Source organism: Streptomyces sp. NPDC043861 (assembly GCF_056435905.1).
In genome coordinates this window covers 26,598-52,597 of record NZ_JBWKDP010000009.1, presented here as the reverse complement: position 1 = coordinate 52,597, position 26,000 = coordinate 26,598, and the positions used below count along the sequence as shown (strand labels likewise).

Below are 26,000 nucleotides of genomic sequence, written 5' to 3'. Positions count from 1 at the left end.
GGCCCCAGCGTAGCGAAACGCGATAGATCGCGACTAGGTCCCGCCCTGGCGATCTTCGAGGATCGGCCCGCGACGTCGGACGCCCGGGTCCCCCCGGGCCTGCCAGGGCCGAGAGGAAGCACCGCAAGGCGGCGGGGGCATCCCCCTGGCCCCGCCGCGGGCGCCCCCGCCCGAGGCGGAGGCCGCGGGAGATCACCCCCGTACCGGACGCACTCGGGCAACGCAGCGTGGGGGCGCCTCCCAGCGGTTGCCGGTGGAGGCCTCAGCTTCGTCACGGGCCCGGGCAGAACGCCCGGACAGGACCCCAGGGGCTTCCCACCGGAGCGGACCGGTCTGGACGCGGCGCCCGGCCCCTGCAGCCCACGGGTCCCTGCAGTCCACGGGTCCGAAAACACGCGCCCGACGGCGACGACACCGGCCCGGGCATGGGCCCTCCCGGCAACTGAGCCTTACCTCACAACCCCGGACGCCGGGGGGCGTCTTACGCTGGTGCCCGCGCTGCCATGGATGCCAGCCGCCGTCTGCCGAGTGAGGAATGGCCGTAATGTCCCCTGTCTCCCGCCCGACCAGCCCTGCGTTCGAGTACTCCGATCTGCTCCCGCTGGGTGAGGACACCACGCCCTACCGCCTGGTGACCGCCGAAGGTGTCTCCACCTTCGAGGCCGACGGGCGCACCTTCCTCAAAGTCGAGCCGGAGGCCCTGCGCAAGCTCGCCGAAGAGGCGATCCACGACATCCAGCACTACCTCCGCCCCGCGCACCTCGCCCAGCTGCGCAAGATCATCGACGATCCCGAGGCTTCGTCCAACGACAAGTTCGTCGCCCTGGACCTGCTCAAGAACGCCAACATCGCCGCCGCGGGCGTCCTCCCGATGTGCCAGGACACCGGCACGGCGATCGTCATGGGCAAGCGGGGACAGAACGTCCTGACGTCGGGTGGCGACGAGGAAGCCCTCTCGCGCGGCATCTTCGACGCGTACACCAGGCTGAACCTGCGCTACTCGCAGATGGCGCCGCTGACCATGTGGGACGAGAAGAACACCGGCTCGAACCTGCCCGCGCAGATCGAGCTGTACGCGACCGACGGCGGCGCGTACAAGTTCCTCTTCATGGCCAAGGGCGGCGGCTCGGCCAACAAGTCCTTCCTCTACCAGGAGACCAAGGCGGTCCTGAACGAGGCCTCCATGATGAAGTTCCTGGAGGAGAAGATCCGTTCGCTGGGCACGGCCGCCTGCCCGCCGTACCACCTGGCGATCGTCGTCGGCGGCACGTCCGCCGAATACGCCCTGAAGACGGCGAAGTACGCCTCCGCGCACTACCTGGACGAACTGCCGGAGGAGGGGTCCGCCCTCGGCCACGGCTTCCGGGACAAGGAGCTGGAGGAGAAGGTCTTCGAGCTGACGCAGAGGATCGGCATCGGTGCGCAGTTCGGCGGCAAGTACTTCTGCCACGACGTGCGCGTGGTACGGCTGCCGCGCCACGGCGCGTCCTGCCCGGTCGCGATCGCCGTGTCCTGCTCGGCCGACCGTCAGGCCGTCGCCAAGATCACGGCGGAGGGTGTCTTCCTGGAGCAGCTGGAGACCGACCCCGCGCGCTTCCTCCCCGACACGACGGACGAACACCTCAGCGCCGCCGAGGCCGCCGATCAGCAGGGTGTCGTCAAGATCGACCTCAACCAGCCGATGGACGAGATTCTCGCCGCGCTCACCAAGTACCCGGTCAAGACCCGCCTCTCGCTGAGCGGCCCGCTCGTCGTGGCGCGCGACATCGCGCACGCCAAGATCAAGGAGCGCCTCGACGCGGGCGAGGAGATGCCGCAGTACCTGAAGGACCACCCGGTCTACTACGCCGGCCCGGCCAAGACCCCCGAGGGTTACGCCTCCGGCTCCTTCGGCCCGACCACGGCAGGCCGCATGGACTCCTACGTCGAGCAGTTCCAGGCGGCGGGCGGCTCCAAGGTCATGCTGGCCAAGGGCAACCGCAGCAAGCAGGTCACGGACGCCTGCGGGGCGCACGGCGGCTTCTACCTCGGCTCGATCGGTGGCCCTGCGGCCCGCCTCGCGCAGGACTGCATCAAGAAGGTCGAGGTCGTCGAGTACGAGGAGCTCGGCATGGAGGCGGTCTGGAAGATCGAGGTCGAGGACTTCCCGGCGTTCATCGTCGTGGACGACAAGGGCAACGACTTCTTCCAGAACCCGGCCCCGGCTCCGACGTTCACCAGCATCCCGGTGCGGGGCCCCGGGCTGGCCTGACACAGCAGGAAGGGGGTCCCGCCGCTCCCCAGCGGCGGGACCCCCGGACCGGGTGCGCGTCGGACGCGCGTACCACTACGCGAAGCGCTGCCTCGCCGACCCGACGTATCGCTGCACCACTGCAACCGCTGCAACCACTGCAACCACTGCAACCACTGCAACCGGATCCTTCGCCGCAGCCGTCGGGCACAGACCGGTCGGTGCGGCCGGCCGAAGGGTTCCGGCCACCCTGACGAACTGCTGATGGGCCGCGCCCGAGCAGTTCCGCACGACGAGCGCCACACTCGCCCCGTAGTCGGCGCGCGGCACGTCCGGGCAGCGGTCCTGGGTGAGGTCGGTGTGCAGGGAGCGGCGGGCCGGGTCGTACCACCAGTTCCGGTTCCGCCCGCCGTGGCATTCCCGGCCCAGCACCGCGGTCCCGTTGCGGGTCACGGCCCCGTCGACCTCGACACGACTGCCCGTCGCCTCGTTCCGCAGCGGCCTGTGGACGTCGTCCCACGCGAACGGGTCGAGCACCGGCCGGCCCGTGGATGCCGGATCGGCGCAACTCGCCTCGTCGGGATCCGAGTTGTGAAGCCGGGTCAGGCAGGCGGCAAAGGCTGCGTGCCCGCGCCGGTTCGGGTGGAACGACTGCCGCACCGTGCCGCTGTCCGCGCCCGAGCAGGCGGCGTTGCATGTCACGTGGCCGGGATGCCCGTGCGGTGGATGGCGGCGTCGGGAGGCGGTGGCACCAGTTGTCCGGGCCGTCGGTGCCGGGTTCGTACGTGCCCACCCCCTCACCGGAGATCTCACTGTCGCCGAGCGAGATCAGAGCACTCCTGCGCCGGTCGAGCGGGCGCTCGGCCGGATCACCGTGGAGGGCGGTGGCCTCGGCGGCCCGGATGCGCTCAGCTCCGGCGTCAGGGGTACGGAGGATGGAGATGCGGCGGGGCCTGCCGTGTCCTGCGCCGGCCGGGGGCCGGTGGCTGCCATGGTGCCGAGAGCCGCCGCAACGACCGCCGCGACCGCGACCGCACGGCGAAGTCTGTGTCCAGTGCGCCTCATTGCGCCTCCCCGGATCGGTGGTACCGACGGTTTTTACTGGGCGGTAGCGCACTTGGGAATACGCAGAACAAGACAAGTGCTCAACTTTTCAGGGAGGTTCGGAGATGTCCGACACGAGCGACAACGCAGGTGAGTACCGGGTCGAGCGCGACTCCATGGGAGAGGTGAGGGTCCCCGGACACGCCAAATGGCGGGCCCAGACCCAACGGGCCGTGGAGAATTTCCCCATCTCGGGACAACGGCTGGAACGCGCCCATATCGAGGCCCTCGCCCGGATCAAGGCAGCCGCCGCCAAGGTCAACGCGGAGCTGGGCGTACTCGACAAGGACATCGCCGGGGCCATCCAGGAGGCGGCCGAGGAGGTCGCGGTGGGCCGCTGGGACGAGCATTTTCCGGTCGACGTCTTCCAGACCGGCTCTGGCACGTCGTCCAACATGAACACGAACGAGGTCCTGGCGACGCTCGCCGGGGAGCGCCTCGGCCGCCCCGTTCACCCCAATGACCACGTCAATGCGTCGCAGTCGTCCAATGACGTCTTTCCCTCGTCCATCCACATCGCGGCCACCGCCGCCGTGACCAGGGACCTGATCCCGGCCCTGGAGCATCTCGCCGCGTCGCTGGAACGCAAGGCCTCGGAATTCGCGGGCGTGGTCAAGTCGGGCCGTACGCATCTGATGGACGCGACTCCGGTCACCCTCGGCCAGGAGTTCGGGGGCTATGCCGCGCAGATCCGTTACGGCATCGAGCGGCTCCGGGCCTCGCTCCCCCGCCTCGCCGAACTCCCCCTCGGGGGGACCGCAGTGGGCACCGGCATCAACACGCCGCCCGGATTCTCCGCCGCGGTCATCGCCGAGGTGGCCAGGACGACGGGGCTGCCACTCACGGAGGCGCGCGACCACTTCGAGGCGCAGGGTGCGCGGGACGGGCTGGTGGAGACATCGGGACAGCTCCGTACCATCGCCGTCTCGCTCACCAAGATCGCGAATGATCTGCGCTGGATGGCGAGCGGCCCGCGCACCGGCCTTGCCGAGATCGCCCTCCCCGACCTGCAGCCCGGCTCCTCGATCATGCCCGGCAAGGTCAACCCGGTGATCCCCGAGGCCGTGCTGATGGTGGCCGCCCAGGTGACCGGCAACGACACGGCCGTCGCCGTGGCCGGAGCAGCGGGGAATTTCGAGCTGAACGTCATGCTTCCGGTGATCGCCAGGAATGTGCTGGAGTCGGTACGGCTCCTCGCGGCCGCCTCCCGGCTGCTCGCCGACCGCACGGTCGACGGCATCACCGCCAATGCGGAGCGGGCCCGTGAGTACGCCGAGTCCTCCCCCTCCGTGGTCACCCCGCTGAACAAGTACATCGGCTACGAGGAGGCTGCCAAGGTCGCCAAGAAGTCCCTCGCCGAACGGAAGACGATCCGTCAGGTGGTGCTGGAGTCGGGGTACGTGGAGCGCGGCGATCTGACTCAGGAGCAACTGGACGAGGCGCTGGACGTCCTGCGGATGACGCATCCGTGACACCGGAGGGGCATCCGGGAAACCATCGTCCGGATGCCCCTCCGGGCACGGCCACAGCACCGCGGATGCCTCCCGGGGGTGCGGCCGGCGGCGCATGCCCCGCGGCGCTGACGGCACGGGACAGGGCTCGGCACGCGGCACGGCCGCCCGCGAGGAGTGCGTCGCCCCCGCACCCGGCTTCCGTCGCCGCTGCGCGCACCGCCCCCCGGCCCCCGCGCCCTGCCCGGTCCCGGGCAGCCATCGCCATCCCCTGAACGTCCTGTGGCACGCGTCGCGGCCGGGTGGATTCCGGGTGGACGGAGCGTTCTGTCGTGATCTGCGCCGCAGCGGGGCGAGGAGTGCGCGCCTAATATCTGCGCATGACAGGATCGGCGCGGCCTCAGCACTGGGCTCCGGGGGACCACATCCTCTGGCGCTACCGCGGCAACGCCTCCGGGCATGTCCACATCTGCCGGCCCGTGACCGTCGTCCAGGACAACCATGAGCTGCTGGCCGTGTGGATGGCTCCGGGGACCGAGTGCGTGAAGCCGGTGCTCAGTGACGGCTCCCCCGTGCAGCAGGAGCCGCTGGCCACCCGGTACACCGCACCCCGGACGACGGCCCGCTCACGCTGGTTCGGCACGGGCGTGCTCAAGCTGGCACGGCCGGGCGAGCCGTGGTCGGTCTGGCTGTTCTGGGAGCGGGGCTGGCAGTTCAAGAACTGGTACGTCAACCTCGAGGAGCCGCTCACCCGCTGGGCCGGCGGGGTCGACTCGGAGGACCACTTCCTGGACATCGCGGTGCGTCCCGACCGCAGCTGGCGCTGGCTCGACGAGGACGAGTTCGCCCAGGCGCAGCAGGCCGGGCTGATGGACGCCCGGCAGGCCCTGCGGGTACGGGCGGCAGGGCAATCGGCCGTCGATGTGATCCGTGCGTGGGGCCCGCCGTTCTCCGACGGCTGGGAGGCGTGGCGGCCCGATCCGCGATGGCCGGTCCCCGAGCTGCCCACCGACTGGAACCGCACCCCGGCACCCACGTCCGCATGACGTCGTCGTGAGACCCTTGATGCGCCCCCGGGGTTCAAACGTAGGATCGTCCTCCGCAAGGCCGCATCGCATGAACGAGTGAGCATCGCACCGGAACTGAGCGTAAGTCATCACGAGGGGGATAAAACCGTGCTTGATGTGTGCCCGGATCTCCCTCGACCTGTCGACGCCTTGCCCGGACTGGGTATGGGCTATATCGACCGTCCAGGGGTGCTGCCGTCCCGGACCACGGGCGGAGCCCTCGCCCACCGGCCCGGGGCCCCGCGGCGCAGCCACGATCGTCAGCACTCCCGGACGCACACAGCGGCACCCGAGGCGTTCGCCTCGCACCACCGGCCCGGACGGACGGAATCCCACGCGTGACGGAGCATCCCACCTCCCACGAAGGCCGGCAGCCTCTGGCTGCCCGGCCGCAGGAGCGCACCCGCCCGCGGCAGGAGGCGGCTTCGCACGCCCCCAAGCCCGCGGCGGGCGGCGTGCCTGCCCAGCCGCCCGCACCGCCCTCGCCCACGGCAGCGCCCGTGCCCTCCGTCCCGGCCGCGCCGTCGGCGACGGCGGCTCCGGGCGCACCCGCGGGCCAGCCGCAGGACCCCACCGGGGTCGCACGGCGCGAGGGCGACCGGCTGCGCTTCGTGGGGGCCGCGACCAGACGCATCGCTCGCGGGATAGACCTGGACGAGATCGTGCTCGGCCTGTGCCGGGCCACCGTGCCGACGTTCTCGGACGCGATCCTGGTCTATCTGCGTGACCCGCTCCCGGTCGGCGACGAGCGGCCGGTCGCACCGTTCGTGCTGCGCCTGCGACGCACCGACCGGCTGCGTTTAACCGACGAGGACACCGAGAACGCTCTTGTCACCAACGCCGTCCAGGTGCCGGTGCTCAGCCCGCAGTCGGATCTGCCCGCGGCGGAGCTGTGCGAGGTCCAGGCCGGCGGGGCGCTCGCCGAGGTGCTGCGCGGTGTACGGCCGGTCTTCGGTGACTCGGCCGCGGCCCGCGCCGCCCTGCCCGAGCTGCTCGGTGACGGCAAGACCGTGCCGACCGGACACCGGGCGATCCTCGCGCCGCTGCGCGGCCGGCGGCGCGTCATCGGCGCCGCGATCTTCCTGCGCCGGCCCGACCGGCCCGCGTTCGAGCCGAACGATCTGCTGGTCGCCGCCCAGCTGGCGACGCACACCGCGCTGGGCATCGACAAGGCGGTGCTGTACGGCCGCGAGGCGTACATCGCGGACGAGCTGCAGCGCACCATGCTTCCCGAGGGGCTGCCCCAGCCGACCGGTGTGCGGCTCGCCTCCCGCTATCTCCCGGCGGCCGAGACCGCCCGGGTCGGCGGCGACTGGTACGACGCGATCCCGCTGCCCGGCAGCCGGGTGGCACTGGTCGTCGGCGATGTGATGGGTCATTCGATGACCTCGGCCGCGATCATGGGCCAGCTCCGGACGACGGCCCAGACACTGGCCGGACTGGATCTGCCGCCGCAGGAGGTGCTGCACCACCTGGACGAGCAGGCGCAGCGCCTGGGCACCGACCGTATGGCGACCTGTCTGTACGCGGTGTACGACCCGGTCTCGCACCGGATCACCATTGCCAATGCGGGCCATCCGCCGCCGATACTGCTGCATCTCGGCGGCCGCGCCGAGGTGCTGAGGGTGCCGCCCGGAGCGCCCATCGGCGTCGGCGGTGTGGACTTCGAGGCCGTCGAGCTCGACGCGCCCGCCGGTGCCACGCTGCTGCTCTACACCGACGGTCTCGTCGAGTCACGGCTGCGGGACGTCTGGACCGGGATCGAGCAGCTCAGGGAGCGGCTGGCCGCGACCGCGCAGCTCACCGGGCCCGACCACTCCCCACCGCTGGAGGCGCTCTGCGACGACGTCCTCGACATGCTCGGACCGGGCGACCGGGACGACGACATCGCGCTGCTCGCCGCCCGCTTCGACGGGATCGCACCGAGCGACGTCGCCTACTGGTTCCTCGAGCCGGAGGAGCAGGCTCCGGGCCGGGCTCGCAGGCTGGCCCGCAGGGCGCTCGCCCGATGGGGCCTGGAGGACCTCTCCGATGCCGTGGAGCTGCTGGTCAGTGAGGTGGTCACCAATGCCGTGCGGTACGCGGAGCGGCCGGTGACCCTGCGGCTGCTGCGCACCGACGTGCTGCGCTGCGAGGTCGGCGACGACTCCCCGCAGCTGCCGCGCCAGCGGCGGGCGCGGGACACCGACGAGGGCGGGCGGGGGCTGTTCCTGGTCAACCGCCTGGCCAGGCGGTGGGGGGCGACACGGCTGTCCACGGGCAAGGTGGTGTGGTTCGAGCTCCCTACCCATATGTAGCGATACGGATCATCTGTAGCGATACGGAACCCAAATCTGGACGTGATCCAAAAGTTGCCGACTTCGCATCGTCGGCGTTGACTGGGGCAGGCGGCCGAAAGCGATCAATTTCCCCCGATCGATGGGAGGACGCTCGTGACCGAGTCGAACCGGAAGGCTCCGTACACGACGAACAACGCCGGAATCCCCGTCGAGAGCGATGAGCATTCGCTCACCGTGGGCTCCGACGGTCCGATCCTTCTCCAGGACCACTATCTGATGGAGAAGATGGCCCAGTTCAACCGTGAACGGGTCCCGGAGAGGGTGGTGCACGCCAAGGGGTCGGGAGCGTACGGCTTCTTCGAAGTCACCAACGACGTCAGCCAGTTCACCAGGGCAGATCTGTTCCAGCCGGGCAAACGCACCGAGATGCTGGCCCGCTTCTCGACGGTCGCCGGCGAACAGGGCTCCCCGGACACCTGGCGCGACCCCCGCGGCTTCGCGCTCAAGTTCTACACCGAGCACGGCAATTACGACCTGGTCGGCAACAACACGCCGGTCTTCTTCGTACGCGACACGATCAAATTCCAGGACTTCATCCGGTCCCAGAAGCGACACCCGGTCACGGGTCTGCGCAACAACGACATGCAGTGGGACTTCTGGACGCTCTCCCCCGAGTCCGCGCACCAGGTGACGTGGCTGATGGGTGACCGCGGCATCCCGAAGACCTACCGCCACATGAACGGCTACAGCTCCCACACCTACATGTGGATCAACGGCGGTGGCGAGCGGTTCTGGGTGAAGTACCACTTCAAGACGGACCAGGGCATCGACTTCCTGACCCAGGCCGAGGCCGACGAACTGGCCGGGTCGGACGCGGACAAGCACCGCCGCGACCTGTACGAGGCGATCGACTCCGGGAACGCGCCGTCATGGACCCTCAAGGTCCAGATCATGCCCTTCGAGGACGCGGCGGACTACCGCTTCAACCCCTTCGATCTGACCAAGGTGTGGCCGCACGGCGACTACCCGCTGATCGAGGTCGGGCGTATGACGCTGAACAGGAACCCGGAGGACTACTTCATCCACATCGAGCAGGCCGCCTTCGAGCCGTCGAACATGGTGCCGGGTATCGGTCCGTCCCCGGACAAGATGCTGCTCGGCCGGCTGTTCTCCTATCCGGACACCCACCGGTACCGGATCGGCCCGAACTACGCCCAGCTGCCGCCGAACCGGCCGCACTCGGCGGTCAACTCGTACGCCAAGGACGGCCCGATGCGGTACACACCGTCGAACGCGGAGCGTCCCTACGCCCCGAACTCGTACGGCGGGCCGTCCGCCGACTTCCAGCGCTTCGGCGACCCTGCGGGCTGGGAGGCCACGGGCGAAATGGTGCGCGAGGCGTCCAAGCTGCACCGCGAGGACGACGACTGGGGCCAGGCCGGCACGATGGTCCGCCAGGTCCTGGACGACGCCGCACGGGACCGGCTGGTGTCGAACATCAGCGGTCATCTCAAGCAGGACGTCTCCCGGCCGGTGCTGGACCGTGCGGTGCAGTACTGGCGGAATGTCGACAAGGATCTCGGCGACCAGGTCGCCAAGAACGTCAACGGCGGTTGAGGCCGCGCCGACCGCGCCGACCACGACCGGCGCGAGCGGCGGCCACCGGACACCGGGGAGGGGCCCGGCGCACATGCGCCGGGCCCCTCCCCGGTGTCCGGTCGGAACCCCGGCCCGCATCGGTCCCGCCGCGGGCCTGGGGTCTTTCGTTCGGATCGAGCCCGGCAAGATCCGAACGAAGGACCCTAGGGCCTCACCGGTCGGCCGGCCGGACCGTCCGTCGTTCCCTCGGCGGTCCCCTCCGTCGTTCCCTCGGTGGTCCCCTCCGTGGTTCCCTCGGTGGTCCCGTCCGTCGTTCCCTCGGTGGTCCCGTCCGTCGTTCCCTCGGTGGCGCCCTCGGAGTCGTTCCCCGACGAGTCACCAGGATCGGACGGCGAGGGGTCGGACGGCTCGTCCGGATTGTGCGGCGGACGGTCCTTCGGGTCCTTCGGCTTCTGCGGCTTGTCCTCGGGCTCTTCCGGCTCCTCCGACTCCGACGGGTCGTCGCTCGGGGTGTAGGACGGCTCCTCCTGCACCGGCTCCGGGAGCTCAAGGTCGAACTCCTCGTCCGAGCCGCCGCCGAGAGCGCCCGTCGTGTACTGCTTCCAGATCAAGGCCGGGACACCACCGCCGTTGGCGCGGCCCTCGTTGACGGTGTCCGTCAGGGTGACCTGACCGGTGCCGTCGGACTTCTCTCCGAACAGGCCTACTGCGGTGACGAGTTCGGGGGTGTAGCCGACGAACCAGGCCGAGCGGTTGTTCTCCGACGTACCGGTCTTGCCCGCCGCGTGGTACTCACCGAGCGCATTCTGCCCCGAGCCGCTCTCGACGACGCCCGTCATGGCCTCCGTGACGGAGTCGGCCGTCTCACGGCTGACGACCTGCGGCCCTATCGGGTCGGATATCTCGACCGTGCGGTCCCTGCGCTCGGCGGACTTCACGATCGTCGGCGTCGTCTTCTTGCCGTGGTTGTCCAGGGTCGCGTACACCCCCGCCATGTCCCACGGGGAGGCGCCCATCGTGCCGAGCGACATCGCCGGCTGCTCCGGCCAGCCCTCGCCGTCCTTCATGCCCAGGTCGAGCGCGGTCTTCTTCACCTTGTCGGGGCCGACGTCCACGATCATCTGCGCGTAGACCGAGTTGATCGACTTGTTGGTCGCCCGCTGGACGCTCACCGGACCGTAGTCCACGTCGTCCTCGTTCTCCGGGGCGAACGGCACATCACTGCCCTCGACGGGTCGCTTGCTCGTGCCGTCGTAGATCGTGTTGAGCGTGATCCGCTCGTCGTCCTGGGTCGTCGACTCGTTCTGCAGTGCGGAGGCGAGCACGATGGGCTTGAAGGTCGAGGCGGGCTGGTAGTCGCGGCGCGTGGCGTTCGAAAACCAGTGCTCGGTGGCGCCCACGCCGCCGTAGAGGGCCACGACATGACCGGTCTTCGGGTCGACGGAGGTCGCGCCGGCCTGGACGGTCGCGTCGCGCTTGTCGCCCTTCCGGTCGAGCTTGGCCTCCAACTGGTCCTCGACGGACTTGGTCAGCGCCTTCTGCCTCTTCTCATCGATGTTCAGCGTGATGGTCCAGCCGCCGGCCTCGATGTCCTTCTCGCTGACACCCTGGCGTCCGAGCTCCTTGTTGGCCGCCGCGACGAGGTAGCCGGTCTGCCCCTCCATGCCGGGGGCGGCCTTCGGCTCCTTGGGAACGGGGAACTTCAGACCGGCACGCTTGCCGGAGTCGAGCCAGCGCTCGTCGACCATGTTGTTCAGCACATAGTTCCAGCGCTCGGTCACCAGGTCCTTGCTCTTGGCGGATGCGACCGCCCAGTCGTACTGGCTCGGGGCCTGGAGGACGGCGGCGAGATAGGCGCCCTGGGCGACGTTCAGCTTCTGTGCGTCGACTCCGTAGTACGCCTGCGCCGCAGCCTGGATGCCGTAGGCCCCGCGTCCGTAGTAGCTGGTGTTGATGTACCCGGCGAGGATGTCGTTCTTGTCCAACTGCTGGTCCACCTTGAGGGAGATGACCAGCTCCTGGAGCTTGCGGGTGATCGTCTGATCCTGGTTCAGGTAGTAGTTCTTGACGTACTGCTGAGTGATCGTCGAACCACCCTGCTTGCCCTTGCCCGTGACGGTGTTGAGCAGACCACGGGCCGTGCCCTTCAGATCGATGCCGGAGTCCTGGTAGAAGCCCTTGTTCTCGGCGGCGATGAAGGTGTTCCGGACGTCCTCGGGGATCTTCTCGAGGCCGACGATCTCACGGTTGACCTCACCGGTGCGGGTGAGGATCTTGCCGTTGCTGAACTTGTAGACGTTGCTCTGCATCTGGGCCTTGGCGTTGGCCTCGGGGACCGGCACCAGCCAGTAGATGACGAAGAACGCGGCCATCAGGGCAAGGCACAGGCCGAGGAAGGTACCCAGCATCTTCTTCCAGGTGAAGAAGCGGCGTATGCCTCCACCGCTCTTCGTCCGGCGCGCGCCGCGCTGCCGGGCTCGTCGCGATTCCGCTCGGCCCATCGCTTCGTTGCTCCGCTCTTCGTCGTCAGATCAGCTCAGAAAGCTAACACCGCCACTACAGACAAACGGCGCCCGATCCCGTCTTTTCCGGACGTGAGAATGAGCACCTGTCCCGATGGAACCGACTCACGAGAGGTGCGCAGGGTTGCCATGCGCGCTAATGTGTAATCACATTGCTAGCGCGTCCGGCCGTGCACCGCGGCCGGGGATACGGGGGACGGACATGTCCGCAACGAGCACATCCCTGCCGAACGACGTACCGCACATGCCCGAGCCACGGGTGCGGGAGTTCGCAGCACACAGCATCGGCGGCGGCCTCGCCCTGCTGTTCGGCCTCGTCGGCCTGGCTGCCGGCATCGGGCTGATCGTGACGGGCGCCACACTCGGCGACGGTGGCGCGAAGGCGGGCCTGGCCGTGCTCGGCGTGGTCGTCGCACTGGCCTCGGGCCTCGCCATGTGCGGGCTGAACATGGTGGCGCCCGGCGAGGCGCGGGTGGTCCAGCTCTTCGGGCGCTACCGGGGGACTATCCGCACCGACGGACTGCGCTGGGTGAATCCGCTGACCTCGCGAGAGAGGATCTCCACCCGTGTCCGCAACCACGAGACCGCGATCCTCAAGGTCAACGACGCCTACGGCAACCCGATCGAACTCGCCGCGGTGGTGGTCTGGAAGGTCGAGGACACCGCACAGGCGCTGTTCGAGGTGGACGACTTCCTGGAGTTCGTGTCCACCCAGACGGAGGCCGCCGTACGACACATAGCCATCGAGTACCCGTACGACCACCACGAGGAGGACGGCCTGTCGCTGCGCGGCAACGCCGAGGAGATCACCGAGAAGCTCGCGGTCGAGCTCCACGCCCGGGTGGAGGCTGCGGGTGTCCGCATCATCGAGTCCCGCTTCACACACCTCGCGTACGCCCCGGAGATCGCGTCGGCGATGCTCCAGCGGCAGCAGGCGGGCGCCGTGGTCGCGGCGCGCCGGCAGATCGTGGACGGCGCGGTCGGCATGGTGGAGGCCGCGCTGGCGAGGATCGGGGAGCAGGGCTTCGTGGAACTGGACGAGGAGCGGAAGGCGGCGATGGTGTCGAATCTGATGGTGGTGCTGTGCGGAGACCGTTCCGCACAGCCGGTCCTCAACACGGGCACGCTCTACCAGTGACCGAGCGCAGGCAGACCCGCAAGCAGATGCTGTTGCGGCTGGACCCGGCGGTGTACGAGGCGCTCGCCCGCTGGGCCTCCGACGAACTGCGCAGCGCCAACGCGCAGATCGAGTTCCTGCTGCGGAGAGCACTGTCGGATGCCGGACGCCTGCCGGGTGGGGTCAAGCCGATCCCACCCAGGGGCCGGCCACCCAGGGCAACGCCCGGGACCCCACCGGAGAACGGGGGCGACTGAGGGCCGTCCGGGCTTTCTTCTCGGGCCCGCGACGCCAGTTACGGCACTCCACCGGCTACCGCCGGCAGGCACCCCGATGCTGCGTTGCCTGAGTCGCCCGAGGACGTTCGGCACGGGGGCCGCCTCCCCGACCTCCGGCCGGATGGGGGCGCGCCCCCGGCGGATCCAGGGGGCCCCCGCCGCCTTGCGGTGCTCCCCCTCGGCCCCGGCGGGGGCCGGGGATACCCCACGCAACCGACCTCGCGAGCCTCCGGCAAACCCTTCCGGTCACAGCACTTGGGAGCCTCCCCTTCGAACCGGGCTCGCACGCCCCGGCACCGATCCAGCCCGATCCAGCCTGCCGACCCGAACGAAGGGTCCCCGTCACGGACGGGTTGCCGCAGACTTTCGGCCACACCGTCGATGTCCGGTTGTCACTGGTCCGTCCCGTCCGGCCCACCGCGCGGATCCGTCCGTTCCGAACCGTGACAATCGCTGCTGACCTGCATCGGAACCTGGCCGAATGACGACTCTGCACTGTGTCTATACATGCGATGTATACCCACTGTGTAGAGTCTTCTGCATGTCAATCGGTCACACGCTCCTCGGGCTCCTGGAGTCCGGTCCGCGCCACGGTTACGACCTCAAGCGCGCCTTCGACGAGAAGTTCGGCCATGACCGGCCCCTGCACTACGGGCAGGTCTACTCGACGATGTCGCGCCTGCTGAAGAACGGCCTCGTCGAGGTGGACGGCATCGAGGCCGGCGGCGGCCCCGAGCGCAAGCGGTACGCGATCACCGACGCGGGCATCACCGATGTCTCCCAGTGGCTCGCACAGCCCGAGAAGCCGGAGCCCTACCTCCAGTCGACGCTCTACACCAAGGTCGTCCTCGCCCTGCTCACCGGCCGCAGCGCCGCCGATCTGCTCGACACACAGCGCTCCGAGCATCTGCGGCTGATGCGGATCCTCACCGATCGCAAGCGCCGCGGTGACCTCGCCGACCAGCTCATCTGCGACCACGCGCTGTTCCATCTGGAGGCCGACCTGCGCTGGCTCGAACTGGCCGCCGCCCGCCTCGACGCCCTCGCCAAGGAGGTCGCAGAATGACACCCGCCGGCTCTCTGCTCGCCGCCGACAACCTCCGCAAGGCGTACGGCCCCACCCATGCCCTGGACGGGGCCGCGTTCTCCATACATCCGGGCGAGGTCGTGGCCGTCATGGGCCCTTCCGGCTCCGGCAAGTCGACCCTGCTGCACTGCCTCGCCGGGATCGTGACCCCCGACTCGGGCACGATCACCTACAACGGCCGTGAGCTGTCCGCGATGAACGACGCGGAGCGCAGCGCGCTGCGCCGCAGCGAGTTCGGCTTCGTCTTCCAGTTCGGCCAGCTCGTACCCGAGCTGACCTGCGTCGAGAACGTGGCGTTGCCGCTGCGGCTGAACGGCACGAAGCGCAAGGAGGCCGAGCGCACGGCCCTGCAGTGGATGCAGCGCCTGGAGGTCGACGACCTCGGGGGCAAACGTCCCGGCGAGGTCTCCGGCGGACAGGGCCAGCGGGTCGCGGTGGCCCGTGCTCTGGTCACCAGCCCGCGTGTGCTGTTCGCCGACGAGCCGACCGGCGCGCTGGACTCGCTCAACGGCGAGCGCGTGATGCAACTGCTCACCGAGGCCGCCCGGTCCACCAGTGCCGCCGTCGTCCTCGTCACCCACGAGGCCCGTGTCGCCGCGTACTCCGACCGCGAGATCGTCGTCCGCGACGGAAAGTCCCGCGACATGGAGCGCGCCGTATGAGCGCCCGGATCTGGGCGCGCGACCTGCTGATGGGCGCCAAGTTCGCGGTGAGCGGCGGGCGCGAGGGCTGGACCCGCACCCTGCTCACCGGCGTCGGCGTCGGCCTGGGCGTGGCACTGCTGCTGGTCACCACCGCCATTCCGAGCGCGCTGGGCGCTCGCGACCTGCGGGGGGACGCCCGCAGCGAGCACACCGCGCCGACCGCCGAGAAAGCCGGCCACAACACTCTGCTCGTCGCCGAGGTGGACACCCGCTATCGCGCCGAAGAGATCTACGGCCGCCTCCTCAAGCCGGAAGGCCCGGACGCACCCGTACCACCCGGACTGCAATCGTTCCCCGCCCCGGGCGAGATGGCCGTCTCCCCCGCCCTCGACAAGCTGCTCAAGTCCGCGGACGGCAAGCTCCTGCGCGAGCGCCTCGACCAGAGGATCACCGCGGTCATCGGCGACGAGGGGCTGATCGGACCGTCCGAACTCGCCTACTACGCGGGCAGCGACACCCTGAAGGCGTTGGACGGCAAGGTCCCGCGGGTCACCGGCTTCGAGAACTCCGCGGAGTCCGAGCCCCTGGACCCGGTGCTCCTTCTCCTGATCACGCTGGTGTTCGTCGCACTGCTGACACCGGTCGCCGTCTTCATCGCGGCCGCCGTGCGCTTCGGCGGCGAGCGCCGCGACCGCCGCCTCGCCGCTCTGCGGCTGATCGGCGCCGACGGTCGGATGACACGCCGGATCGCGGCGGGCGAGGCGCTCGCCGGATCGCTGATCGGTCTGGGCTTCGGCGCCGGTTTCTTCGCCGCAGTACGGCAGTCGGCGGGTGGGGTCGAGCTGTTCAGGATGAGCATCTTTCCGGCCGATCTCGATCCGTCACCGGGACTCGCGGCGCTGGTCGCGCTGGCCGTGCCGGCCGCCGCGGTCGCGGTGACGCTGTTCGCGCTGCGGAGCGTGGTGATCGAGCCGCTCGGAGTGGTCCGTACGGCCAAGCCCGCCCGCCGCCGGATCTGGTGGCGGCTGCTGATGCCGCTCGCGGGACTCGCCCTGCTCTACCCGATGATCGGCATGGGCAACGACAGCGGCGAGTTCAACCAGTGGCAGGTCATCGGCGGTGTCGTCCTGCTGCTCGTCGGCATCACGGCGCTGCTGCCGTGGCTGGTCGAGACGGTCGTCGCCCGGCTCGGCGGCGGCTCGGTCTCCTGGCAACTGGCCGTGCGCAGGCTCCAGATGAGCAGCGGCACCGCGGCTCGCCTGGTCAACGGCATCGCCGTCGCGGTCGCCGGTGCCATCGCGCTCCAGATGATGTTCTCGGGCATCGAGGGCGACTACACCCGGGACACCGGGGAGGACCCCGCCCGCGCGGCGATCTCCGCCCTGGTCCCGCAGGACAGCGAGGCGGCCGCCCGGACCGACGACATCGCCCGCCGGATCGGGCGGACCGAGGGAGTCACCCGGGCGTTCGCGCTGAGCAGCTCCTCGGTCTCCGCCTCCCCGACGGACTCGGAGAATTCGACCACCCTCACCGTCGGCACCTGCGACGCGCTGCGCGAACTGGCCCGACTGCCCTCCTGCAAGGACGGCGACACCTTCTTCACCCAGGGCGGGGCGGACGACGCGAGCACGGCGAAGGTGGCGAAGCCCGGCCGGAAGCTGTACGTCGGGAACCTCTGGGGCCCCGAGAGCGGTCCACCGCCCGTCGCCTGGACCCTGCCCCCGGCCACCGGGAAGGTCACCAGCCGCACCGACCCGCTCGGCTCCAGGCACAGCGGCATCCTCGCCACACCCGGCGCCGCACCGAAGGACCTCAAGACGGACAGGTACGCGTCCATCTACGTCCAGCTGGATCCGGCGGTGCCGAACGCGATCGAGCACGCCCGTACGGCGATCCTCAAGGCCGACCCGATGCTGACGCCGATGCATCTGCAGGCCGTCGAACGGTCCGACCGCTTCGCGTCGATCCGTACCGGACTGTTCATCGGCGCCGCGTGCGTACTGATCCTGATCGGGGCGAGCCTGCTCGTCTCGCAGCTGGAGCAGCTGCGGGAGCGCAAGAAGCTGTTGTCCGCGCTGGTCGCCTTCGGCACGCGCCGCTCGACGCTGAGCATGTCGGTGCTGTGGCAGGCGGCGGTGCCGGTCGCGCTCGGACTGCTGCTCGCCACGGGGGTGGGCCTGGCTCTCGGAGCGGTGCTGCTCAAGATGGCGGGCGCCCCGGTGGTCGTCGACTGGGCGTCGGTCGCCGCGATGTCGGGGATCGGGGCCGGTGTCGTCCTGCTGGTGACGCTGCTCAGCCTGCCGCCGCTGCTCCGGCTGATGCGCCCGGAGGGCCTGCGGACGGAGTGAGCCGGTCGCCGTTGGTGCGAAGGAGGCGCACCGGGAGGTCCGCCAGGACCTCCCGGAGTGCGACGGCGAACTCCTCGAACTCGCCCTGGCGGGCGGCTCCCGAGCGCATCGCCAGGGCGACACGGCGTACCGGGGCCGGGTCGGCGAAGTAGCCCGTCAGCAGACGGTCGTTGCGGCCGGTCTCCACCTCGACCGCGGTGCGCGGCAGCAGCGTAACGCCGAGACCGCCGGCGACCAGCTGCACCAGGGTGGACAGACCGGCCGCGGTGGTGGTGACCGGGGCCCCCTCGGTACGGCCCGCCTCACGGCAGATGTCGAGGGCCTGGTCGCGCAGGCAGTGCCCCTCGTCGAGCAGCAGCAGCTGGAGCTCCTTCAGCGCCTCGCGCGGGATGTCCTGACGCCCGCCGAGCCAGTGTCCCTGCCCCGTCACCAGGACGAAGTCCTCGTCGAACAGCGGAAGTTCGGTCACTCCCGGCACTCCGAGCGGCACGGCGAGCAGCAGCAGATCGAGCCGCCCCGCCCCGAGCCCCTCCAGCAGGGACGAGGTCTGCTCCTCGTGTACCTGGAGGTCGAGTTCGGGGTAGCGCTCGTGCACCAGCTTCAGCACGCTCGGCAGGAGATAGGGCGCCACCGTCGGGATCACGCCGAGCCGGAGCACTCCGGTGAAGGGCGCCCTGACCGCATCGGCTTCCTCCAGCAGCTCCCCCACCGCGTCGAGCACCGCCTTCGTCCGCACCGCGAGCCGCTCACCGGCCGGCGAGAGCAGTACCCTGCGCGTCGTACGCTCGAGCAACTGGACACCCAGTGCCTCCTCCAGCGCCGACACGGCACCGGACAGAGCGGGCTGGCTCATCCCGATGGCGGCCGCCGCGTCACGGAAGTGCAGATACTCGGCCACGGCGGCGAAGGCACGCAGCTGCGCCAGGCTGGGTTGTTTGACACGGTTCGCTGTACTCATTCCGTATTCGTTCCGGCGGCCATCGCCATCACTGATAAGCACCTCCGATCACGATGACCCAGTCTAGCTATTTCCGTGATCAATGCACGCTGTGCCACGATCAGGGTCCGTCCAACCCCTAGGAAGCCCTCAAAAGGGGCCTTCCCACTGCAAGGAGAGCGCGTGCTCACTGTCGGTGACCAGTTCCCCACGTTCGAGCTGACCGCCTGCGTCTCGCTGGAGAGCGGCAAGGAATTCGAGCAGATCACCCACAAGTCCTACGAGGGCAAGTGGAAGGTCGTCTTCGCGTGGCCCAAGGACTTCACCTTCGTCTGCCCCACCGAGATCGCCGCGTTCGGCAAGCTGAACGAGGAGTTCGCCGACCGCGACGCCCAGATCCTCGGCTTCTCCGGCGACTCCGAGTTCGTCCACCACGCCTGGCGCAAGGACCACGCCGACCTGCGTGACCTGCCCTTCCCGATGATGGCCGACTCGAAGCACGAGCTGATGCGTGACCTCGGCATCGAGGGCGCCGACGGCTTCGCGCAGCGCGCCGTCTTCATCGTCGACCCGAACAACGAGATCCAGTTCACGATGGTGACCGCCGGTTCCGTCGGCCGTAACCCCAAGGAGGTCCTGCGGGTCCTCGACGCCCTGCAGACCGACGAGCTCTGCCCGTGCAACTGGACCCAGGGCGAGAGCACCCTCGACCCGGTCAAGCTGCTGGCCGGTGAGTGAGCATGGCTCTCGATGAGCTGAAGTCCGCTCTCCCGGACTACGCCAAGGACCTGAAGCTGAACCTCGGTTCGGTCATCGGGAACAGCGAGCTTCCGCAGCAGCAGCTGTGGGGCACGGTTCTGGCCTGCGCGATCGCCTCGCGCTCGCCGATCGTGCTGCGCGAGCTGGAGCCGGAGGCCAAGGCCAACCTCTCCGCCGAGGCGTACACGGCCGCCAAGTCGGCCGCCGCGATCATGGCGATGAACAACGTCTTCTACCGGACCCGGCATCTGCTGTCGGACCCCGAGTACGGGACGCTGCGCGCGGGCCTGCGGATGAACGTCATCGGCAACCCGGGCGTCGAGAAGACCGACTTCGAGCTGTGGTCGCTCGCGGTCTCCGCGATCAACGGCTGCGGCCAGTGCCTGGACTCGCACGAGCAGGTCCTCCGCAAGGCGGGCGTCGAGCGCGATGTCATCCAGGAGGCCTTCAAGGTCGCTTCGGTGATCCAGGCCGTCGGTACGACGCTGGAGGCAGAGGCCGTTCTGGCGCAGTAGCGCAGTCGGCCGCACATCTGCGAGGGGCTCACCGCCAACGGCCGGTGGGCCCCTTCCGGCTTCCGGGAGTTCCATGGCAGGCGGCCGTACGCCACCCTCCCGCCGTCCGGCCTCGGGGAACATCGGTACAGCCGTTGGCGCTGAAAGAGCGATCATGGCCCTGTCGGCGCGAGCGCGCTGACGCGCTTCTCGTACTCGCGGCGGGCCTTGCCCTGCGCCGGGACGCCATGGCCGCCGTCGAGTGGCTGGCAGCGGCTGGCGATGCACGGGGGACGGCGGTGACGGCCCTGGGCCACGCCGCACGGTGATGCCCTGGTCGAGCGCGGCTCGTTCGGCGGGCTCCAGCTCGGCAGCACGGAGCAAGTCGGCGACCTTGCCCGCATGTCGAGGGTGACCGGCAGTTCCGGGGCGAGGGTGTCCGGGTCGGCGGCCGTGTGCTCGGGCAGGAGGTCGGCGACGGCCGGTACGGATCGCGCCGCGGCTGACACCGTGGTCGCGGGCGAGGGCGACGATGGACCGGCCCTCCAGGTACGCGGTGCGCACGGCGCCGGTCGTGTCGGCCGCCCCGGCGGGGCGACGCCCGCCCTTGCTGCCCTGGGTCTCGGCGGCGCGCAGGCCGTCGTAGGTCAGCTCGCGCTGGAGGTCACGCTGGAGTTCGCCGTCGGCCGCGAGGGTCTGCACCGTGAACTTCACCGTGGACAGCAGCTCGCCGGTGCGCGGGTGGCGGGCGGTGAGGTCCATCACGGAGAACGCGCCGTCGGGTATGCGCAGGGCGAGGCGGCCGCGGTGCAGGACATCGAGCACGTCGGGGATGTGCTGGTTGCCGCGTACGAGGCGGAACATCTCGGAGATGTGGACGGTGTCGCCACCGCGCGTCAGGCCGTCCAGTCGGGGGCGCGCTTCTCACAGAAGGCTTGGGCACCTTCGGTGGCGGTGGCGGTGTGGAAGACGGGAGTGGTGATCGGGTCCTGGACGGTGAAGGCCGTGTGGTCGTCGAGGCCGCGGGTGGCGTTGACGACCTGCCGGGTGATTCGGATCGCGTGCGGAGAGTTGGCCCGGATCCGGGCGGCGAGGGCGAGCGCTGCGTCGAAGGCTTTGCCTTCGCTGGTGAGCTGGTTGACCAGTCCGTGGCGGGCGGCGTCGGCGGCCGGGAGCGGGGAGGCTGTCAGGAGCATTTCCATGGCCAGATGGTGCGGGATGCGGCCGGGCAGGCGAATGGCACCTCCTTCGGAGGCGACGAGCCCTCGGGCGACTTCGGTCAGGGCGAAGAAGGCGGTGTCGGCGGCGGTGATGAGGTCGCAGGCGAGGGCGAGTTCGAAGCCGCCGGCGACCGCGGCTCCTTCGACAGCTGCGATCAGGGGTTTGGTCCGGTGGGCGCGGGTCAGGCCGGCCAGTCCCCGGTCGGCGACGCGGGGCACTCCTTCGGTGGGAAATGCTTTGAGGTCCATGCCGGAGCAGAAGTGTCCGCCCGTCCCGGTCAGGATGCCGACCTCGAGTTCCGGGTCGGTGTCCAGTGCCGTAAGCGCGGCGTCGACGCCTGCGGCGAGGGCCTGGTCGACGGCGTTGCGGACGTGGGGCCGGTTGAGGGTGATGACGAGGACGCCGTCGCGTCGCGAGGTCAGCACCATTGGATCAGCGGAACGGTTGCCCATGGTGTCCTTCCTGTACGGAGTATCGGATGGTGGTGGGTTATCGGCGGATCAGGGGCAGGGCGGCCAGGCCGCGCATGACGCGGGCCGGTCTCCAGGGCAGCTCGGCGGCGGGCTTGGCCAGTTGCACCGGCCCGAGGCGTCGCAGCAGCAGGGGGAAAGCGACTGCGCCTTCGAGGCGGGCGAGGGCGGCGCCGATGCAGAAGTGCGGTCCGTACCCGAACGCGAGGTGCTCGTTCGGCGTGCGCCCCAGATCGAGGCGGTCGGGGTCCGGGAACCGCTCCCCGTCCCGGTTGGCCGACCCGATCAGCAGGCTCACGATGTCCCCGGCACCGATCGTGTGCCCGTGCAGTTCGATGGGTGCGGCCGCGCACCGGAACGTGGCGTCGCGCACGGGCGAGTCGTAGCGCAGCAGTTCCTCGACCGCAGCGGAGACCAGACCCGGACCGTGATCGGGTGCAGCCAGGCGCTGGGCTTCGTCGGGGTGGCCCAGCAGGGCGAGCATCCCGTTCCCGATCAGGTTCATCGTGGTGTCGTGCCCGACCAGCAGCAGCAGGTAGGCCGTCGAGCGCAGCTCCTCCTCGCTCATCACCCCGCTCGCGTCACCGGCCCGCACCAGAGCGCCCAGCAGATCGACCCCGCCCATTGCGCTTCCAGCCCGTTTCGCGGCGATCAGAGCGTCCAGCAGACGCTGCAGGTCCGCCTCTGCACCGGCTGATTCCAGGGGCCTGCCGGGGGAGATGGTCGCCATCAGCGTCTCCCGGGTGGCCGCCGTATCAAGGTGCTCGGGCACACCGAGGATCGCGCAGATCATCCGGAACGTCAGCGGAGCCGCAAACTCCGCGATCAGGTCGATGTGCACGCTGTGCTCGACACGGTCCAGCAGACGATGCGCGACCCCGGCGATCAGGGGTTCGAGCAGCGCGATCCGGCGCGGCACGAACGCCGAGTTCACCAACGCCCGCAGCCGTGTGTGGTCCGGCGGGTCGGCGTGGACCAGGTGCCGGTTGAGCCCCGCCGGCCCCGGAACATACCCGGGGACCCGGCCCGGTTCCTTGCTCAGCCTCGGGTCGCTCAACAGCGCCCGTACGTCGTCGTAGCGGGAGACCTGCCAGACAGCGGGCCGGCCGGGACGCCGCTCGACATGGGCGGGCGCGTGACCTCGCAGCCACGCGAAATACGGGTAGGGATCACACCACCGGCCCGCTGACAATGCGGTCGGCGGAACTACGGAAGCAGCAGCGGACACGGCTTCTCCGACTCGGGCTGGTCGATGCACACCCCACCAACGAAGGCCCCCACCAGCGGATACGGCAGCACACCAGCCCACCGGCGCACACACCCGCAACCTGACGGACACCAGCACGCCCAGCGCACACAGCCGCGCTCCCGAGCCCTCCCGTACCCCCCGACCTCCGCGTTGTCGGTCGCCACCATCTCCGTCTTCGCCCCGCCGTCCAGGTCCAGCAGGGCGTCCAGGATGTGCAGGGAGTCGCGTGGGGTGCCGGGGACGACCATCTGCCCGATGCCCGCGACCTGGTCGTTGGCGGCATTCAGCCGGGTGATGCCCCGCTTGAACCCGAAGTGCTTCGGCGACGGCGCCGCGTTCACCATCCGGACGGGGACGACGGAACCGCAACCCGTCCACCGAGGCCGGCAGGCCCTCGCCCCAGAACTTCACGATCGGCACCTGAGCCTCGATGAGCCGCGCGTTCGTGTCGGCCCGCAGGTAGTACTGGTCGACGTGCACGAGCCGGGCCCGGGTCAGCGCCTCCTAGCCGGGGTTGACCACCGGGGCCAGGCCGATGTTGCACGCCTCCGACACCAGCAGCGCGACCACAGAGTTGGACAGGCCGACCCAGCCGGTACGCGCCGATCTCGTCCACCCGCTCCAGCGCGCGGGCGAATGCCGTCCCCGTCGTCCGCGTCGGTGGCCGGCACAGCCGCTCGCTCCGAGAACCGCGAGCCCTCCGGCGTCTTCAACGTCGCCACCAGGTCCCCGGGCAGCGCCGGGTCCGCCCGCCGCGCGGCCCCTGCGACCGTCGCGTGCAACGCTTCTCCGCGACCTTCCGAGCTTCCGACACCTGCCGGGCCAACACGCTCACCCCAGGCAGCAGCACCCGGTGACGGCGCAACCAGCCCACCGCCTGGTTGAACAGCGCCACCGGCACCTCGGCGTGCGTCCACGCCCGCCCGTGCAGCCCGGAATGACCTCGTGCTCGGCGCGGCCGGCGAGCGGCCGGCGGTCAGGACTGTCCGAGGGCGCAACCCGCTCGCGCGGCACGGTCCTTGTCCTGCCCACGGGGCAGGACAGGACCGGGTCTCATGCGGGGCGCTTGAGCGCGGCCATCAGGGCCTTCACGTCCTCGAGGAGCGGCTGCCTCAGAGGCGCGAGGTCGGCCGGCTCCGGCTCTTCGTCGGTCTCCTCGCCGTACTCGTAGTCGCCCATGGCGGAGAGATCGGCCGTGATCACGGCCCGGCCGTCGAGCACCATCACGCTGAGGCCGTCGCCCTCGGCCTCGGGCATCATCAGATAGGCGCGCTCGCCGAGACCGGTGATCCACTCGCCCTTGCGCTCCTCGCCGAGGTCCGGCGAAGGGCGCGCCTGCGCCTCGAACTCCGGCTCCGGGTCGGTCTCCTTGTGCAGGGTGTAGGAGAGGTTCAACGAGTACTGGTACGTGGCGCTCCCGGTGAAGTCGACACTGCACATCGAGCGGTCGACGGCCCAGTGCCGATCGGCTCCCGACCACCCCTCCTCCCGCTTGCCGAGTTTCGCCGTCATGGCCTTCAACTCCGCGTCCTTGCACAGCTTGCCGCTCACCCGGTAGCCACCGAGGTCCGGGCCGACCCGGTCGTATGCATACAGACCGCCCGCCCACACGGCGGACGCGGCCACTGCGCCGCCGAGCGCCCACAGCCAGGGGCGCCTGGACCGCGGCGGCTTCGGGTCTTCGTCCCCACCCGCGACGACAGCAGCGGTGCGGGGTGCCGGGAGGTCGATGCCTCCCACCAGTTCCGGCTCCGAGATCACTGCTTCTCGTCCCCCGGTGCGGAGGGCGGCGTCGGCGAAGCCGAGGGCGGGGGTGTGGGCGCGAGGTCCATCACCGTGGCGCCGTGCGGGGCCGGACCGTGGCGCACGCTCTGCTCCTGGCCGTACGCACGCAGATAGCCGACCACCGTATTGGTCACCGCCACCAGCGGCACTGCGACCACCGCACCTCCGATACCGGCCGTCAGGCCGCCCGCGGCGACGGCGAGGACGACGGCGAGCGGATGGACCCGTACCGCGCGGCCGAGGATGAACGGCTGCAGCACATGGCCTTCGATCTGCTGTACGGCGAGGACCACGGCCAGCACCATCAGCGCGGTGAACACGCCCTGGGTGACGAGCGCGACGACGACGGCGAGTGCGCCGGAGACGACGGCGCCGACCAGGGGGATGAAGGAGAAGAGGAAGATGAAGACGGCGAGCGGCACCGCCAGCGGGACGTCGAGGAAGTAGATCCCCAGGCCGATGAAGATCGCGTCGATGAGGGCCACCACCACCGTGCCGCGCACATAGGCGGTCAGCGTGCGCCAGGCACGCGGGCCGGCCCCGGCGACGCCCGGCCGCGCCTGGGCGGGCACCAGCTTCAGCGACCACTGCCAGATCCGCTTCCCGTCGTACAGCAGGAAGAGGGTCGAGAACATCGCCAGCAGCATCCCGGTGAGGATCTCCACCATCACGCTCACGCCCTGGAGTCCGGCGGAGGTGATCTCCTCGGTGTTGGTGCCGATGGTGTCCTGGAGGTTCTTGGCGATGTCGTTGATCTGCTGCTCGGTCACATGGAAGGGACTGTTGAGCAGCCATCGCTTGAGCTCGTCGATGCCGTCCTTGACCCGGTCGGCGACATTGTCGAGGTTGTCCAGCACCTGCCAGACCACGAACCAGCCGACCAGGCCCATGATGACGAACCCGAGGATTGCGGTGACGGCCGTGGCGAGGCCGCGCGGCAGGCCGAGTCGTCTGAGCCGGGCGACGGTGGGCTGGAGGAGCGCGGTGATCAGCATCGCGGCGACGAAGGCGAGCACGACGAGCTGGACGGCGCTGATGACCCGCATCAGCACCCAGAGGGTTCCGGCGAGCACCAGCAGACGCCAGCCCGCCTCGGCCGCGACCCTCATTCCCCACGGGATCGCGGATGCCGCATCGGGTTTCGCCGGGACTGCGGGGGCGTACGAAGGCGGCGGGGGGACGTATTCGGCCGGCTGGGCGACGGACGGCTCGCTCTCTCCGTCGTCACCCGCGGCGGCCTCGGCTCGTCGTTCCTCCAACCGTGCCCCCATCCGGGACAGTCCGGCGCCCAGCCGGTCCAGCCACCCTGGCATCTTCGACATCGCGTTTCCCTCTCCCCCCGGGGTCCGCCATGACCGT

19 protein-coding genes and 2 pseudogenes are annotated in these 26,000 nt (G+C 70.1%); 12 read left to right on the top strand and 9 right to left on the bottom strand.

Going from position 1 to position 26,000, the window contains the following annotated elements:
* Positions 1 to 544 precede the first annotated feature (544 nt).
* Positions 545 to 2,251, top strand: a complete 1,707-nt coding sequence (locus AC068D_RS21140; protein ID WP_478824563.1) for a fumarate hydratase — start codon at positions 545 to 547, stop codon at positions 2,249 to 2,251.
* A 75-nt stretch (positions 2,252 to 2,326) separates the two neighbouring features.
* On the opposite strand, the pseudogene AC068D_RS21135 reads toward AC068D_RS21140, so the two are convergent.
* A pseudogene (locus tag AC068D_RS21135) lies at positions 2,327 to 3,295 on the bottom strand (RICIN domain-containing protein).
* Positions 3,296 to 3,399: 104 nt separating this feature from the next.
* Here AC068D_RS21135 and AC068D_RS21130 point away from each other — a divergent pair.
* The 4 genes from AC068D_RS21130 to AC068D_RS21115 all read left to right on the top strand — a co-directional run bounded on the left by AC068D_RS21130 (position 3,400) and on the right by AC068D_RS21115 (position 9,748).
* Positions 3,400 to 4,806, top strand: a complete 1,407-nt coding sequence (locus tag AC068D_RS21130; RefSeq protein ID WP_478824562.1) for a class II fumarate hydratase — start codon at positions 3,400 to 3,402, stop codon at positions 4,804 to 4,806.
* A gap of 359 nt (positions 4,807 to 5,165) precedes the next feature.
* The gene (gene fomD, locus AC068D_RS21125; protein WP_478824561.1) at positions 5,166 to 5,831 is read left to right on the top strand and encodes a cytidylyl-2-hydroxypropylphosphonate hydrolase; all 666 of its coding nucleotides are present in this window, start codon (positions 5,166 to 5,168) and stop codon (positions 5,829 to 5,831) included.
* A gap of 359 nt (positions 5,832 to 6,190) precedes the next feature.
* On the top strand, positions 6,191 to 8,149 hold the full coding sequence (locus AC068D_RS21120) for a SpoIIE family protein phosphatase (protein ID WP_478824560.1): 1,959 nt from the start codon (positions 6,191 to 6,193) through the stop codon (positions 8,147 to 8,149).
* 135 nt (positions 8,150 to 8,284) lie between these two features.
* Positions 8,285 to 9,748 carry a catalase gene (locus AC068D_RS21115; RefSeq protein ID WP_478824559.1) on the top strand — a complete coding sequence of 488 codons (1,464 nt, stop codon included), beginning with the start codon at positions 8,285 to 8,287 and terminating at the stop codon, positions 9,746 to 9,748.
* Positions 9,749 to 9,933: 185 nt separating this feature from the next.
* On the opposite strand, the gene AC068D_RS21110 is transcribed toward AC068D_RS21115, so the two are convergent.
* A complete protein-coding gene (locus AC068D_RS21110) occupies positions 9,934 to 12,231 on the bottom strand; it encodes a transglycosylase domain-containing protein (RefSeq protein WP_478824558.1) in 2,298 nt (765 codons plus the stop codon).
* A gap of 223 nt (positions 12,232 to 12,454) precedes the next feature.
* Here AC068D_RS21110 and AC068D_RS21105 point away from each other — a divergent pair, with 223 nt between their 5' ends.
* The 5 genes from AC068D_RS21105 (at position 12,455) to AC068D_RS21085 (ending at position 17,726) form a co-directional block, all read left to right on the top strand.
* Positions 12,455 to 13,390 (top strand): SPFH domain-containing protein, encoded by a 936-nt coding sequence (locus AC068D_RS21105; RefSeq protein ID WP_478824557.1) that lies wholly within the window; start codon positions 12,455 to 12,457, stop codon positions 13,388 to 13,390.
* Positions 13,391 to 13,416: 26 nt separating this feature from the next.
* On the top strand, positions 13,417 to 13,626 hold the full coding sequence (locus AC068D_RS21100) for a type II toxin-antitoxin system antitoxin (RefSeq protein WP_478824794.1): 210 nt from the start codon (positions 13,417 to 13,419) through the stop codon (positions 13,624 to 13,626).
* Positions 13,627 to 14,188: 562 nt separating this feature from the next.
* Positions 14,189 to 14,713 (top strand): PadR family transcriptional regulator, encoded by a 525-nt coding sequence (locus AC068D_RS21095; RefSeq protein WP_478824556.1) that lies wholly within the window; start codon positions 14,189 to 14,191, stop codon positions 14,711 to 14,713.
* Positions 14,710 to 15,396 (top strand): ABC transporter ATP-binding protein, encoded by a 687-nt coding sequence (locus AC068D_RS21090; RefSeq protein WP_478824555.1) that lies wholly within the window; start codon positions 14,710 to 14,712, stop codon positions 15,394 to 15,396. Before AC068D_RS21095 ends, AC068D_RS21090 begins: the two co-directional genes overlap by 4 nt.
* Positions 15,393 to 17,726, top strand: a complete 2,334-nt coding sequence (locus AC068D_RS21085; RefSeq protein ID WP_478824554.1) for an ABC transporter permease — start codon at positions 15,393 to 15,395, stop codon at positions 17,724 to 17,726. Before AC068D_RS21090 ends, AC068D_RS21085 begins: the two co-directional genes overlap by 4 nt.
* On the opposite strand, the gene AC068D_RS21080 is transcribed toward AC068D_RS21085, so the two are convergent.
* Positions 17,671 to 18,684 carry a hydrogen peroxide-inducible genes activator gene (locus AC068D_RS21080; RefSeq protein ID WP_478824553.1) on the bottom strand — a complete coding sequence of 338 codons (1,014 nt, stop codon included), beginning with the start codon at positions 18,682 to 18,684 and terminating at the stop codon, positions 17,671 to 17,673. The genes AC068D_RS21085 and AC068D_RS21080 overlap by 56 nt on opposite strands.
* Before the next feature lie 162 nt (positions 18,685 to 18,846).
* Between AC068D_RS21080 and AC068D_RS21075 the strand changes: the two genes are divergently transcribed.
* Complete coding sequence (locus tag AC068D_RS21075) at positions 18,847 to 19,401, top strand: peroxiredoxin (RefSeq protein ID WP_478824552.1); 555 nt, start codon at positions 18,847 to 18,849, stop codon at positions 19,399 to 19,401.
* A gap of 2 nt (positions 19,402 to 19,403) precedes the next feature.
* Complete coding sequence (locus AC068D_RS21070; protein ID WP_478824551.1) at positions 19,404 to 19,937, top strand: alkyl hydroperoxide reductase; 534 nt, start codon at positions 19,404 to 19,406, stop codon at positions 19,935 to 19,937.
* Positions 19,938 to 20,812: 875 nt separating this feature from the next.
* Here the strand turns inward: AC068D_RS21070 and AC068D_RS21065 are convergent.
* From AC068D_RS21065 to AC068D_RS21040, 6 genes and pseudogenes are all read right to left on the bottom strand, one after another.
* Positions 20,813 to 21,589: a crotonase/enoyl-CoA hydratase family protein gene (locus tag AC068D_RS21065; RefSeq protein ID WP_478824550.1), complete on the bottom strand. Its 777-nt coding sequence runs from the start codon at positions 21,587 to 21,589 to the stop codon at positions 20,813 to 20,815.
* A 37-nt stretch (positions 21,590 to 21,626) separates the two neighbouring features.
* The gene (locus AC068D_RS21060) at positions 21,627 to 22,835 is read right to left on the bottom strand and encodes a cytochrome P450 family protein (RefSeq protein ID WP_478824549.1); all 1,209 of its coding nucleotides are present in this window, start codon (positions 22,833 to 22,835) and stop codon (positions 21,627 to 21,629) included.
* Positions 22,836 to 23,002: 167 nt separating this feature from the next.
* Positions 23,003 to 23,429 (bottom strand): annotated as a pseudogene (locus AC068D_RS21055) (Tn3 family transposase); the annotation flags it as partial.
* Positions 23,430 to 23,565: 136 nt separating this feature from the next.
* Positions 23,566 to 23,730 carry a hypothetical protein gene (locus AC068D_RS21050; RefSeq protein WP_478824793.1) on the bottom strand — a complete coding sequence of 55 codons (165 nt, stop codon included), beginning with the start codon at positions 23,728 to 23,730 and terminating at the stop codon, positions 23,566 to 23,568.
* 179 nt (positions 23,731 to 23,909) lie between these two features.
* Positions 23,910 to 24,617, bottom strand: coding sequence for a hypothetical protein (locus AC068D_RS21045; RefSeq protein ID WP_478824548.1), 708 nt, complete (start codon positions 24,615 to 24,617; stop codon positions 23,910 to 23,912).
* On the bottom strand, positions 24,614 to 25,963 hold the full coding sequence (locus AC068D_RS21040) for an AI-2E family transporter (RefSeq protein ID WP_478824547.1): 1,350 nt from the start codon (positions 25,961 to 25,963) through the stop codon (positions 24,614 to 24,616). Before AC068D_RS21040 ends, AC068D_RS21045 begins: the two co-directional genes overlap by 4 nt.
* Positions 25,964 to 26,000: the final 37 nt, after the last annotated feature.

What these genes read in the sequence shown, in the direction of transcription:
- AC068D_RS21080 (WP_478824553.1), bottom strand. Translation starts at nt 18,684, where the DNA reads ATGAGTACAGCGAACCGTGTCAAACAACCCAGCCTGGCGCAGCTGCGT.
- AC068D_RS21085 (WP_478824554.1), top strand. Translation starts at nt 15,393, where the DNA reads ATGAGCGCCCGGATCTGGGCGCGCGACCTGCTGATGGGCGCCAAGTTC.
- AC068D_RS21095 (WP_478824556.1), top strand. Translation starts at nt 14,189, where the DNA reads ATGTCAATCGGTCACACGCTCCTCGGGCTCCTGGAGTCCGGTCCGCGC.
- AC068D_RS21130 (WP_478824562.1), top strand. Translation starts at nt 3,400, where the DNA reads ATGTCCGACACGAGCGACAACGCAGGTGAGTACCGGGTCGAGCGCGAC.
- AC068D_RS21040 (WP_478824547.1), bottom strand. Translation starts at nt 25,963, where the DNA reads ATGTCGAAGATGCCAGGGTGGCTGGACCGGCTGGGCGCCGGACTGTCC.
- fomD (WP_478824561.1), top strand. Translation starts at nt 5,166, where the DNA reads ATGACAGGATCGGCGCGGCCTCAGCACTGGGCTCCGGGGGACCACATC.
- AC068D_RS21140 (WP_478824563.1), top strand. Translation starts at nt 545, where the DNA reads ATGTCCCCTGTCTCCCGCCCGACCAGCCCTGCGTTCGAGTACTCCGAT.
- AC068D_RS21100 (WP_478824794.1), top strand. Translation starts at nt 13,417, where the DNA reads ATGCTGTTGCGGCTGGACCCGGCGGTGTACGAGGCGCTCGCCCGCTGG.
- AC068D_RS21105 (WP_478824557.1), top strand. Translation starts at nt 12,455, where the DNA reads ATGTCCGCAACGAGCACATCCCTGCCGAACGACGTACCGCACATGCCC.
- AC068D_RS21090 (WP_478824555.1), top strand. Translation starts at nt 14,710, where the DNA reads ATGACACCCGCCGGCTCTCTGCTCGCCGCCGACAACCTCCGCAAGGCG.
- AC068D_RS21070 (WP_478824551.1), top strand. Translation starts at nt 19,404, where the DNA reads ATGGCTCTCGATGAGCTGAAGTCCGCTCTCCCGGACTACGCCAAGGAC.
- AC068D_RS21110 (WP_478824558.1), bottom strand. Translation starts at nt 12,231, where the DNA reads ATGGGCCGAGCGGAATCGCGACGAGCCCGGCAGCGCGGCGCGCGCCGG.
- AC068D_RS21065 (WP_478824550.1), bottom strand. Translation starts at nt 21,589, where the DNA reads ATGGGCAACCGTTCCGCTGATCCAATGGTGCTGACCTCGCGACGCGAC.